Origin of the sequence: Dielma fastidiosa, from assembly GCF_000313565.1 — a bacterium.
In the GTDB taxonomy this organism is placed as follows: domain Bacteria; phylum Bacillota_I; class Bacilli_A; order Erysipelotrichales; family Erysipelotrichaceae; genus Dielma; species Dielma fastidiosa.
On the sequence record NZ_HE578923.1, the window covers coordinates 282,693 to 295,307 of the forward strand.

The window sequence follows — 12,615 nt, forward strand, 5'->3', positions numbered from 1 at the left end:
TTTCACTATTCTAGCATACTTAAATTTATATGCAAGATATCAATTTGTAACAATTTGGCTTTCTGTAAGAAACTATTGCGCAATAAGAATTATGATGATACTTTATAAGAAATGGGGTGAGGTTATGAAAATCAGGATTCTTTTAGTTGAAGATGAGTTACAGCTAGGCCGTAATTTACAGCGTTTTTTGCTTCAATATTATGATGAAGTGATATGGGTGAACACTTATGAAAAAGCGATTGAGCACATAGCAGAGTCCTTTGACCTTTATCTTTTGGATATTCATCTGAAGGATGGCAATGGCCTTGATTTATGTAAAGAAATCAGAGCTGTGAACCATGAACCAATTATATTTTTAACTGTCTATGATGAGGAAAAGACAATTTTGAACTCTTATGCTTTGGGCTGTGATGATTATATCTGTAAACCATTTAGCCCCGCTGTATTAGTAGCACGCATTAATGCGGTTTTGAAAAGATCTAAAAAACATATCAATAAGCTGTGCTGTCATCAGCTGATTTTAGATCTGAATTTAAATAAATGTTTTATAGATCAGCAGGATATTAAACTGACACCGATTGAATTTAAAATCATGGTTATGCTTTTGAGAAATTCAGGACAGACGATACCAAGAGAAAGATTTCTTGAAGAAATATGGGATCGCAGAGGCAATTATATTGAAGATAATACATTAACTGTGAATATTTCAATGATTAAGCGGAAATTACTCGCTTATGCCGCTTATCTTGAAACAACAAGGTCAATTGGTTATCGCTGGAGCGGTGAGGTGACAGAAATTGAAGAATAGAAAATATAAAATTATTTTTATTACTGCATGCATTGTTTTTTTCCTGTGTGTGATTCTGGCATTCTATTACCAACAAAAATATCTAACTGATCAATTGGTGGCTGGGCTTGGCAGTCAAGAACACATTGAATCGATATTCTTTCAGGGCGCCAGCCCTCAGCAAATAAAAGCGGGCTTTGATTATTTGCGGCAGCAAGGTTATGGTGAATCTGGTTATTTATACCTCAATCGAACATTGATTTATCGTTTACCGCTTTTAATCTTAGCAATAGCATCTGTTTTATTTGTGCTGACAGTATGGCTGTTGCAGCGGGCATATAGGAAGCAGCTGCAGGCAGATTTAGAAGTTCTGATACAAATTGTCAGGCATGAAGATGCGATGGAAAATGCATTATGCAGTGAAGATTTCTGCCGTTTGAAAGCAGCTGTTGAAGAAATGAAGAAAGAGAAAATGAAACAGCAAAGCGAATATCAAAGGATGAATCAGCTGCAGTTGAATTACCTTGAAAATATCACTCATCAGATAAAAACGCCATTAACTTCGCTGTTGCTTTTAATCGATATGTGTAGAAACACCACTGCTGATGTATTGAATGAAAATTTAAATGAGGCGGAAGAAATATGTCATCAATTAGATGAAATTACATCTTTGCTGCTTAAGGCTGGCAAATTGCGTTCTAATCAAAATAATTTAAACTATGCAAAACTTCATATCAATGAATTACTAACAAATTGTGTAAATCAGACGATGATAAAATATCCCCAAATCAGGATTAGCTTCACGGCTGAAAGTGATTTTTATCTATGGGGTGATCAGACATGGCTGAAGGAAGCCTTCATTAATATATTGGATAATTGCTCACGATATAGTCCTGAGCATGCTTTAGTAACCGTATCCGCCTATCAAATAAGTGACAAGCTCTATATTAAAATCAAAGATGAAGGCCATGGTATTGATGAAGCTGAAATTGATATGATTTTTAATCGTTATCATCAAAGCAAACAGGAACATGAAGAAAGTCATTTTGGTATCGGACTGCATTTGGCAAAGGATATTATTAATGCTCATTGCGGGCAGATTGATGTACATAATGAAAAACCATCTGGCACATGTTTTACGATTAGTTTCGCACTGCTTCAAGGTGAAATGGCATATAATCACAAATCTTAACGTAATCTTAAGCAAAATGCGGTTTAATAGATTAAAAGAGGTGAAGCTATGCTGATTGAAATTAATAAATTAACCATGAAATATTCAACATTAAGAAGTCATAAAATGATTTTAAATGCTATTGATTTAAATATTGAAGCTAATAGCTTTGTAGCAATTACTGGCAGAAGCGGTTCTGGCAAAACTACCTTATTGAATTTGATTGGCGGCTTATTAAAGCCAGTCAGCGGTGAAATTTGCGTAAATGGTGAAAAGATAACTTCCTATCATGAGGCAAGATTAGCGGAATACAGACGTAAAAATATTGGTTATGTATTTCAAACGTATAATCTGATGCCTGAATTGACAGTCTATGAGAATATCTTGCTGCCCATTCATTTAGATAAGCAGAAAGAGGATCAGAAATATATTGATCAAATTATGAAGACACTAAATATTGAACAATTAAAAGATGCCTATATTGATGAGTTAAGCGGTGGTGAACAGCAGCGTGCGGCATTAGCCAGAGCGATGGCTAACAAACCAATTTTGATTCTTGCGGATGAACCGACAGGGAACCTTGATGAAGAGAATTCTTTAATTGTTTTAAATCTTTTGAAAACATGTCAGCGGCTATATAATCAAACCATTTTATTAGTGACCCACGATATGAATATTGCGAAACAGTGTGATCGTATATTTATCATCGAAAATGGATCAATGAGTGAAGCAGGTTCATGATGAGAAAATTAATGAATAAAAAAAGCCGCGGTTTCTTAATGAGAATTATCATTATTTTAGTGTGTTCCTCAATTTTTATGAGTTTATCATTTATTATTCAGCGTTCTATTTTTGAAACAAATCGAGAAAATTCACTGACTATCTATGGGGAATGGCAGGGGGCTTATTTTGATATTTCAGCTGATCAGCAGCAAATGATTGAAAATAATCAGCTCATAGCACAGAGTGCGACAATGAATATAATGGGAGAAGTGTTCGCTGATGAGCGGGCGATTGGCAGCATCGGTTTTATTGAAGAACCATTGATCGACATGGGCCGGCTGACATTAAAAGAAGGGGAATGGCCGACTAAGGAGAATGAAGTAGTCATAGAATCTTACATTCTTGATAAGCTGCATATCGCTTATGAAGTAGGTCAAAGGATCAATTTAGATATTCGCTTAAATGATCGTGATGAGATAAATGCCGAATTTGTTTTATCAGGGATTCTAAAAAGTTATTCTGCTAATTGGCAATCTGATGGAGAATTAGTATCAATCTTCACAAAGGGGAATGTTTTTGACATTACGGTTGACACTCATATCTTTATGCAATGCCAAGCCGGTTATGAAGATGTTTTGGATTCTCTTATCAAACATAAATTATGTGTAAAAAATACAGCGGCTGCCTTCCCTTTTGATATTCATGAACAGGGAAATCAGTCCTATCTCTATCTGCTTTTAATTACATTCATCTTATCCGTATCCATGATTTTTATTGCCTATTTCTTATTCTTATTGAAAGAAAGAGTGAATTTAATGACTTTAAGAGCCTTAGGCATGTCATTGAATCAACTTAGTTTACAGCTATTTAAGGCATCCATATTGGTATGTACTCTGTCGGTATTATTAAATTACTTGATCTGTATGGCTGTTATAGGCTGCTTAAATATAATCTTTAAGCGCTTAACAGCTTCAGGCATCATTCTTAGTTATGCGTTATCTGATTGGTTCATCGTAAGTGCTGTATTGTTTGTAATATCAATCGCAGGTTTTATATTTGCTTCAATATTTATGCGTAAAATGACCTTAACCGGTAATTTCAGCATTCAAAGCAATGTGAATAAGCGTCATCGCAAATATAGAGGAAAATATTTATCCGCGTTTTATTTAGGTATGCGTCATTTTAATAATAACCGCAAAGCGGCTTATTTGCAGTGTATCAGTATTACTCTATTATTGTTATCCACTTTCTATCTTTCATATAATTATCAAAAGGAACAAAATAGCGTCAACTTTTATCAAGACATTCCTGATTATGTGCTTGACGGCCGTAACAGTTCTTTAATGTTTCCAAGACAACAGGTCATTAATCCTTTGCTGTTAGACGATTTAAACTATCTTGAGGGAATAGATAAAATTTATTCTTATTATGAAACAGATCCCATGAATGATGATTATTCTTTTGAATGGGAAGGTTATCAAGCTTCGCCAATTCTCAATGAAATTTCATTTATGCAGCGTGAATCAGGCAAAGTTATCGGTCAAATCGTAATTATAGATCCAATAAAGAATCCTGAGCTTTTTAATTTAGTGCTTAATGATATAGATGAGGGAGAACTTGATATTGAAGCCTTCAATAAAGGAGAGAGCGCTTTAATGTATTTACCGGATATTGTCGTGCCAAAGGTTTGGTCAAATCGCAAGGGAAGCAGTTTTATATATTATCAGGGAGAAGTCATCAAGGATCAGCTGCAATTAATTCATGAAGATACATTAAGTGTTGGCAGCATGATTCATGTAGAACGAAAAGATTTTGATAATTCAATACCTGTTACTGGCTTGATTCGACAGTATAATGACAGTAGAGTTTTCAATATGTTTTATGATGTATATTGTTTAATTGTCAGTCCGGCATTTATACCACAATTAAATGGGGTTAATGAAATAAGTATTTTTATAAAGTCTAATGTGGATGGTGAACTTTTAGATAAACAGCTTTCAATAATTGCCAGCGAATATCCGGGTGTGAGCTTTACCAACTATCGTGAAGAAGCAAGCTTGAGAGAGGTTAACTTACAATCAAAGTGTTTCTTGTATATTACTTTATTTGCTTGTATGATTTCGATTGTAATTATGATTCAAGTATTCATTTCTTATAATAAAAGTGAAATAGCATCTGCCAATATTGATATTCTAAAAAAACTGGGGGCTAATAAGAAAACATGCCGTATTTATTATTTGTCGGGCGAAGTAATGATTCTTTTATCATCGATTCTTATGGCTAATATTCTGTTTGTATTAACGGTTGCTTATGAAATGAATTCATTGAATAAACATTTGGAAATTAAATATACATTGAGTGAAATGTTTAGTAACTATGCTTTACCTTTACATATAGGTTTGATGATGTTTGTGGGAATCGTACTATTCGTGATTTCAATAGCGTTCAGCAATCAACATATCAATAATCATACTTAAGCTAAGGAGATAATGCAATGAAAAAAATGTTTTTATGTTTTACCCTGTTATTCTGCACTATGTCCAACATGAACCATAGAGCAGCAGACAGCTATTCTGAGATAAATGATATTGCAGCTAATGTACAAGCTTCTCATGAAATTGAAGCATTTTTAAATGAACTCGGCATCGATTTGGATGCTTTCTATGATGAAAATATTAACTTAACAGCGGCAGAAGATTCTTATGGCGGCGCTTGGATTGATGAGAATAATGTTGCGCATGTTGCCTTTACAAGGATAATTCCTGAAGTGAATTTACTGGCAAAGACTGAATTTGCGAAAGTTATGATTGAAAAGGCTGATTTTTCCTTCGCTGAATTGCTGCAATTGCAAAACTTAATATTTCAACTGGAGATAGACGCGGTTCATTCTATTGCAATTGATGAATCAGGTAATTGTTTGCTGGTAGGTATAGCCAATGATGAATCAAATGCAGAGATATTTGATGCGATTCAAACCGTTAATACAGAAAATGTTAAAATTAAGTTTGAAATTTCGAATGGTTATAAACGATATTAAGGATTAGCAGAGAGGTCATTTGCGGATTTTCGTAAGCTTCCGGTTGTATTTTAATAGTCATTGAAACACGGTTTAGCTGCCGTGTTTTTTCTTTTATATATAAATTGTATGCTGAAACGTGGACAGGCTTAGTAATGTCTGATTACTTTAATTCATAATATGGCTCTTAAGTAAAACCGATAAAAAACCTCTTTAATTCTTAAGAAATTCTAAAATTTCTTTTCTTACGAAAATGAAATTTGCTCAGTGTTTAATGTCAGCCGCAAGTGTGCTATAATTAGACGAGTAAAGGAGCGGGTGCTATGAAAGTCTGTCTGTATTTTGAAGGAGAAAAGATGATTTCTACCTCTGGGATCGGCCGTGCCTTGAAGCATCAAAAAGCGGCTCTGGCTTCACAGGGGATTGAATATACCTTGGATCCAGATGATGATTATGACATCCTGCACATTAACACGGTAGGTCCCAGCAGTCTTGGCGTGATTGCTAAAGCTAGGAAAAGGGGATTAAAAGTCATTTATCATGCACATTCAACGGAAGAAGATTTCCGCAATTCGTTTGTATTGAGTAATCAGATCGCGCCGGTATTTAAAAAGCTGCTGATCACATGCTACTCAAAAGCGGATTATATTATTACGCCGACACCGTATTCAAAATCATTATTGGAAGGTTATGAAGGGATCAATGTACCCATTGTGGATATTTCAAATGGTATAGATCTTGACCGCTTTCACTATAATAAAGAGAAGGTGAAGGCTTTTCGTCGTTATTTCTCATTAAAAGATGAGGATAAGGTTGTTATATCAGTAGGCTTGTATTTTGAACGTAAGGGTCTGTTAGATTTTATGGAGGTAGCAAAACAGCTGCCGCAGTATAAATTTATCTGGTTTGGCTATACGCCGCTTTATACAGTGCCTAAGAAGATTCGTGAAGTTATTGAGGAAGATCATCCGCATAATGTGATTCTGCCGGGTTATGTTAAGGGTCCGGTTATTGAAGGCGCTTATGCGGGTGCTGACTGCTTCTTTTTCCCAAGTAAAGAAGAGACAGAGGGAATTGTTGTTTTAGAAGCCTTAGCAAGTTCCCAGCAAGTATTATTAAGAGATATTCCAGTATATGATCCATGGCTGCTTCACGGTGTTAACTGCTACAAAGGCAAAACGGTTGCCGATTTTGTAGATTTAACAGAAAAGATCGTTGAAGGAAAAGTGGACAATCTGACAGAAAATGGCCGGTTTACGGCTGAATCAAGAAGCATTGAATGTATCGGGGAGAAATTGCGAGAGGTTTACGAGAAAGTGTTGGCTCTGTGAGCGGGGTAGTCTATGAAACAAGTATCTAAAAAATATATATTGAATCTGCTGCTTATCCTTTTGCTAACAGGCTTTGCTTTATGGTTTGCATTAAAGGATGATTATGAGCAGGTGCTGGGAGTGTTAAAGAATATTTCCTGGTTCAGTATGATTATTATCATCATTGGCTCATTATTCTATAACGGCATGGTAGGCTGTATCCTGACATCCATTGCCCGTGAGCATAAGCATGATTATAAGCTGAAGGACGGAATCGTCGTTGGCTTTATCGGCAGCTTTTTCAGCGGCATTACACCCAGCGCGTCAGGCGGTCAATTTGGGCAGATCTACGCGTTTAAGAAACAGGGGATTCGGCCCAGTGAAGGCGCAAGTATTCTCTGGCTTGATTTTATTACTTATCAGACAGTTTTAATGTTGTATGCGGCTTTATTGATGATTCTTCGCTTTGGTTATTATTATGCCAATTATTCATTCTTATTTACCTTTATATTTATTGGCTTTTTATTGAATTTCTCGGTCATCGGCCTGCTTTGGACCATGGCTAAATTTCCTAAGCTATATATGAAGCTGAGCGGTACGGTTGTCAGGCTGCTGCATAAGATGCACATTGTAAAGGATGAGGAAAAGACATTGGCCAGTTGGAATGAACAGTTATCGTCTTTCAATATTGAAATAAACCGCAACCGCAATAACAAAAAGCTGATTTTGAAAGTTGCCGGTTATAACGTGATTCGATTAACGATTTATTTTTCACTGCCGTTTTTTATCGGTTTAGTATTAGGCGTACCGGCTAAGGATATGCCGATTATCGATGTGATTGCGTTATCATCCTTTGTGACAATGTCTAATTCATTCTTTCCGGTTCCCGGCGCCAGCGGCGGTACGGAAATGATGTTTGTGCAAATATTCTCTTTATTAATTTCAGCAAAATATGCATCAAGTATTATGATTATCTGGCGATTTGCCACCTATCATCTGATTCTGCTGATTGGGGGCACGTTGTTTATATTTATCAAACAGCATTCCGCGCACGGGATGCAGACAGAAGAATAGGAGGCGTCTTATATGCGGATAGGATTATTTAGTGACACATATCTGCCGGATATCAATGGGGTAGTATCATCCATTGTTACACTGCAGAAAGAGCTTGAAAAGAATGGACATGAAGTTTTCGTGATTGCCAACCATAAGGGGCTGCTGCATTCAAAACGTGAAGGGAACGTACTGCGGCTGCCGGGCTTTGAATTGAAATGGCTGTATGGCTATATTTTGTCAACACCCTATCATTTCTCAGCGAAGGATGATATTAAGGCGATGAATCTTGATTTAATTCATGTGCACACTGAATTCGGTATCGGTATCTTTGCACGTATTGTAGCAAAGGATCTCGGTATTCCCCTTGTTTGTACTTACCATACAATGTATGAAGATTATACTCATTACATTAATAAGTTTGATATTGAAGGTATTGACAAGGTAGGTAAAAAGGTGACTGCTTCCTTCTCTAAAATGGTTGTTGATACATGTGAAGCGGTTATCGCACCAAGTGAAAAGACACGGGAAGCATTAGTTAAATATGGTGTTACCACACCGATTCATATTATTCCAACCGGTCTTGATTTGGATAAGTTTAACCGGGAACGTATTCCGGCTGAGGATATTCAAAAGCTGCGCGCTCAGTATCAACTAAGTGCTGAGGATAAGGTCATGCTTTACGTTGGCCGAGTAGCTCATGAAAAGAGTATAGATGTTGTAATCCGCGGTTTTGTGAAGGCAGCGAAAAGTAATCCGCATTATAAGCTGATGATTGTAGGCGGCGGCCCTGATCTTGAGGAATTGAAAGATTTGGCTGCTTCATGCGGCATTGCTGATCAGGTGATTTTCACAGATAAGCAGGACCGTGATCTGGTGCCTGTCTTCTATGCAGCGATGGATGGCTTTGTATCCGCGTCATTAAGTGAAACACAGGGGATGACATTTATTGAAGCAGCAGCCAGCGGATTGCCGGTATTTGCCCGTCATGATGATGTATTGGATGATTTATTAGAGGATGGCAAGAGCGGTTATTTCTTTGAAGAAGATACATTTAGTGATAAGGTCATTGAATTCTTCGCGTTGGATAAGGAAACGGTGGAAATGATGAAGCATAATGCCCGCCGTCAAAGCGCGCAGTATGACTGTCATACTTTCTATACCGCTGTGCTTAATGTTTACGAGGAAGCCGTTAATTCCTATCATAAGACATTGGATGTAAAACGAATTAAAACAATGGATGATTGTGTGCTGATTACGCTGCTTGATAATAAAGAGGATGAAATCAAGGTGCTGGTCAGTGTGGAAGATTACTTTGCGTTTGAAATTAAAAAAGATGGAGTTATTCACCAAAGTGTGCTTGAAGAGCTGCAGCTTCGTGAGAAAGTATTAAAAGCATGGCGTTTATGTATCCGTAAAATATCAACCAAGGATCGTACACGCAAAGAAATGTATGATATATTGGTAGAAGATGGTTCTTTGGATATTAAACAGATTAATGATATGATTGATAAGCTTGAAGATAAGGGCTATGTCAATGATACCTTGTATATGTTTAATCAGATTGAACACAAGCAGCGCTCGCTTGAAGGGAAAGGCAAGATTATTCGTGATCTTGTGAAAAGGGGACTGCCGTATGAAAGTGTTTCTGAAGCATTAGATACCCTTGGCGATGCGACAGAAAAAACAAAAGCCTTCCATTACGCGCAAAAGCTTCAGCTGTCAATCAAGGGACAGTCATTGAAAATGAAGAAACAGAAAATGAAGCAGCGGCTGATTGTTCAGGGATATAGTCCAACACTCGCCGACGAGGTAATTGCGCAGATGGATTTTAATGAAGAGGCTGGCGAACAAGCTGCTTTGCTTGAAAAGGCAATCCAGAAAGCATTAAAGACATATTCAAAAAAATATGATGGTCAGGAATTGAAAAATGCGATTTTGCGCTCTTTAATCCGCAAAGGCTTTACATCGGAAGATGTACTGATTGCCATCAATGGAATGGAGATTTTTAAATGAAACATGTAAATGAATTTATCGATGGGGATCACGGTACTTATGTATTATTGATTTCACAGTTAAGCAAAGGTGTCACCGCTAAGGGTTCACCCTATCTTTCACTGACGCTTCAGGATAAGACAGGAGTCATTGAAGGAAAGCTATGGTCAGCCCGCCCGGATCAGCTGGCTAATTATAAGCCGGGAATGATTCTTGAATTTGAAGGCGAGGTTTTGTCACATAATAAACAGCTGCAAATGCGGGTGAATGATTGCCGTGTGCTGGACCGCAGTAAATTTGATATCCGTGATTTTGTGCGTGAGGGAGATATTTCACGCGCTGAGCTGAAGCGTCAGATTAGCGAAAAGATTGATAGTATTAAAAATCCTAAGCTGCATCTGTTAATCAGCAAGGTGATGGAGCATTTTGAAAAGGATTTTTATGCTTATCCGGCAGCGGCTAAAAATCATCATGATTTTGTCGGCGGGCTGGCAACGCATGTATTAGGCATGCTGAGAGTCGCGGATGCGTTATGCGCGATTTATCCGATGCTTGATCGTGATTTGTTAGTCAGCGGGGTAATTGCTCATGATATTGGGAAATGCATCGAATTAAGCGGCCCGGTTATTACTGAATATACAATGCCTGGTAAGTTATTGGGACATATTTCAATTATGCAGACGATTGTGGATGAAACCGCAAAAGCAAATAATATTGAAGGTGAAGAAGTGATTTTGCTTCGGCATATGATCCTTTCTCATCATGGCGAGTATGAGTTTGGCTCACCTGTCCTGCCAATGATTCCAGAGGCAGAGATTCTTCATTATATCGACAATATTGACGCCCGAATGAATTCACTGACTAAGGCGCTGGACGGTGTTGCTGAGGGAGAATTTACACCGCGTATTTTTGCTCTTGAAAACCGTAGCTTCTATAAGGCTAAGAAAACGAAAGAATAATGCTGGGAATGGTTTGAACCATTCCTTTTTCAAATGTTAAATTTAACAGAAATCGGATAGCTCGCATTTTAAATAATCAAAGTGAGAGGTAATAAAATAACAGATAAGTATAATGAATAAGAGAGGTAAACTTGTGGATGGGATAGATAAATTAAATCAGGCTATCGATTATATTGAACAGCATCTAAATGAAGATATTGATTATCAGGTATTGGCTGATATTGCCGGTTGTTCAAGTTATTATTTTCAGAAATTATTTTTATATATGGCACAGCTTTCATTAAGTGAATATATTCGTTTCCGCCGGTTATCAATGGCTGCGGTTGACCTTCAGAAAACAAAGTGCAAAGTCATCGATGCCGCATTAACTTATGGCTATGATTCACCCACAGCTTTTAATCGCGCGTTTAAAAGGTTTCACGGTGCCGCTCCTTCTTTGGTTAAACAGGGCAAAGCATCGTTTGCCGCCTATCCGCCGATTCGTTTTTCAGTATTAAAGCAGGGCGGTGATGAGCTGAGTGTGCGCATTGAAAAGAAACCGGCTATTCGCATCCTTGGCATTGCCTGTCCGCTGGCTAAAAATTTAGAACAGAATTTTAAGGCAGTTCCTGATCAATGGCAGGCGGCTGTTGCCAATGGCAAACTGATTGAGTTAGTATTAATGAATAATGCCTATCCCAATGCGTTGTTAGGCGTCAGCATTCACCATGGCGAGGAATGGAAATATATGATAGCGTCAGCATCAACCATAAATAACCATGATTATGAAGAATATTTAATTCAGGCAGGTTCATGGGCAGTGTTTTCTGGGCAGGGAGATAATCATTCATTACAAGCTTTACAACGGCGTGTTTTACTTGAATGGCTGCCGACTTCTGGTTATGAATGTGACGATGCGGCCGATGTTGAGGTTTATTTTAAGGCAGATCCGCATTTGGCAATCTATGAATACTGGCTGCCGATTAAATAGGAGGAATTATGACAAGTTCAAAAATTAAAATGACAATTGATGCTCCACTGACATGTGTCTGGGAGGTTGTGACTTCGCTTGAAAATTATACTTGGCGCAGTGACATAAGCAAGCTTGAAGTGATCAATGATAAACAATTTGTGGAAATTTCGCAAGAAGGGATTTCTACCTATTTTACGATAACTGTCACAAAGCCATATCAGCAATGGGCGTTCGATATTGAGAATGACAATATGACAGGGCATTGGATCGGCAATTTTACAGACCATGAAACTTACACAGAGGTTGAATTTATTGAAACAGTTACAGCTAAAAAGATACTGATGAAACCTTTTATTAAGATGTATTTAAAAAAGCAGCAGGCTATATACTGTCAGGATTTGAAACGGGCTGTTAAGGATAGAAATTGAAGTGAGGAAAAAGCTTCATATATCGCTGATTTCATTATCTTCTTATAATTATGGTGTAAACCCTAAAAAGGATTTACGTCTTGGAAAATGTTTGTGTTACATAGAGTTATATAAGGGAAGGTTCTCCATACCCGTATATTCAATCGCTTTAGAAGGATTCTAATTCATTTTCAACAGCTATTACAATAAAAATTTGCATCTTAACACACTTTATGTTAAGA

11 protein-coding genes are annotated in these 12,615 nt (G+C 37.3%); all 11 read left to right on the forward strand.

Translation table 11 applies throughout. The features are described from left to right. The first annotated feature begins 124 nt into the window (after positions 1–124). The 11 genes from DAHG_RS01705 to DAHG_RS01755 all read left to right on the forward strand — a co-directional run bounded on the left by DAHG_RS01705 (position 125) and on the right by DAHG_RS01755 (position 12,394). Positions 125–808: a response regulator transcription factor gene (locus DAHG_RS01705; protein WP_022936588.1), complete on the forward strand. Its 684-nt coding sequence runs from the start codon at positions 125–127 to the stop codon at positions 806–808. After that, positions 798–1,979, forward strand: coding sequence for a sensor histidine kinase (locus tag DAHG_RS01710; protein WP_022936589.1), 1,182 nt, complete (start codon positions 798–800; stop codon positions 1,977–1,979). The genes DAHG_RS01705 and DAHG_RS01710 overlap by 11 nt, the downstream gene beginning before the upstream one ends. 48 nt (positions 1,980–2,027) lie before the next feature. Then, entirely contained in the window at positions 2,028–2,699 is a 672-nt protein-coding gene (locus tag DAHG_RS01715; protein ID WP_022936590.1) for an ABC transporter ATP-binding protein, read from the forward strand. After that, the gene (locus DAHG_RS01720; protein ID WP_205408088.1) at positions 2,696–5,158 is read left to right on the forward strand and encodes an ABC transporter permease family protein; all 2,463 of its coding nucleotides are present in this window, start codon (positions 2,696–2,698) and stop codon (positions 5,156–5,158) included. The genes DAHG_RS01715 and DAHG_RS01720 overlap by 4 nt, the downstream gene beginning before the upstream one ends. Before the next feature lie 17 nt (positions 5,159–5,175). After that, entirely contained in the window at positions 5,176–5,718 is a 543-nt protein-coding gene (locus tag DAHG_RS01725; RefSeq protein WP_022936592.1) for a hypothetical protein, read from the forward strand. Positions 5,719–6,020: 302 nt separating this feature from the next. Next, positions 6,021–7,028, forward strand: coding sequence for an LTA glycolipid anchor biosynthesis glycosyltransferase, IagA/BgsA family (locus tag DAHG_RS01730; protein ID WP_022936593.1), 1,008 nt, complete (start codon positions 6,021–6,023; stop codon positions 7,026–7,028). A gap of 12 nt (positions 7,029–7,040) precedes the next feature. Further along, the gene (locus DAHG_RS01735; RefSeq protein WP_022936594.1) at positions 7,041–8,081 is read left to right on the forward strand and encodes a lysylphosphatidylglycerol synthase transmembrane domain-containing protein; all 1,041 of its coding nucleotides are present in this window, start codon (positions 7,041–7,043) and stop codon (positions 8,079–8,081) included. 12 nt (positions 8,082–8,093) lie between these two features. Next, entirely contained in the window at positions 8,094–10,076 is a 1,983-nt protein-coding gene (locus DAHG_RS01740) for a glycosyltransferase (RefSeq protein ID WP_022936595.1), read from the forward strand. Then, entirely contained in the window at positions 10,073–11,014 is a 942-nt protein-coding gene (locus tag DAHG_RS01745) for an HD domain-containing protein (RefSeq protein WP_022936596.1), read from the forward strand. The genes DAHG_RS01740 and DAHG_RS01745 overlap by 4 nt, the downstream gene beginning before the upstream one ends. 133 nt (positions 11,015–11,147) lie before the next feature. Continuing rightward, complete coding sequence (locus DAHG_RS01750; protein WP_022936597.1) at positions 11,148–11,984, forward strand: AraC family transcriptional regulator; 837 nt, start codon at positions 11,148–11,150, stop codon at positions 11,982–11,984. A gap of 8 nt (positions 11,985–11,992) precedes the next feature. Continuing rightward, on the forward strand, positions 11,993–12,394 hold the full coding sequence (locus DAHG_RS01755) for an SRPBCC family protein (RefSeq protein ID WP_022936598.1): 402 nt from the start codon (positions 11,993–11,995) through the stop codon (positions 12,392–12,394). The last annotated feature ends 221 nt before the right edge of the window (positions 12,395–12,615 follow it).

Bases quoted from the DNA above. Each gene is read 5' to 3' on its own strand.
- DAHG_RS01705 (WP_022936588.1), top strand. From the start codon at position 125: ATGAAAATCAGGATTCTTTTAGTTGAAGATGAGTTACAGCTAGGCCGT.
- DAHG_RS01715 (WP_022936590.1), top strand. From the start codon at position 2,028: ATGCTGATTGAAATTAATAAATTAACCATGAAATATTCAACATTAAGA.
- DAHG_RS01720 (WP_205408088.1), top strand. From the start codon at position 2,696: ATGATGAGAAAATTAATGAATAAAAAAAGCCGCGGTTTCTTAATGAGA.
- DAHG_RS01725 (WP_022936592.1), top strand. From the start codon at position 5,176: ATGAAAAAAATGTTTTTATGTTTTACCCTGTTATTCTGCACTATGTCC.
- DAHG_RS01730 (WP_022936593.1), top strand. From the start codon at position 6,021: ATGAAAGTCTGTCTGTATTTTGAAGGAGAAAAGATGATTTCTACCTCT.
- DAHG_RS01735 (WP_022936594.1), top strand. From the start codon at position 7,041: ATGAAACAAGTATCTAAAAAATATATATTGAATCTGCTGCTTATCCTT.
- DAHG_RS01740 (WP_022936595.1), top strand. From the start codon at position 8,094: ATGCGGATAGGATTATTTAGTGACACATATCTGCCGGATATCAATGGG.
- DAHG_RS01745 (WP_022936596.1), top strand. From the start codon at position 10,073: ATGAAACATGTAAATGAATTTATCGATGGGGATCACGGTACTTATGTA.
- DAHG_RS01755 (WP_022936598.1), top strand. From the start codon at position 11,993: ATGACAAGTTCAAAAATTAAAATGACAATTGATGCTCCACTGACATGT.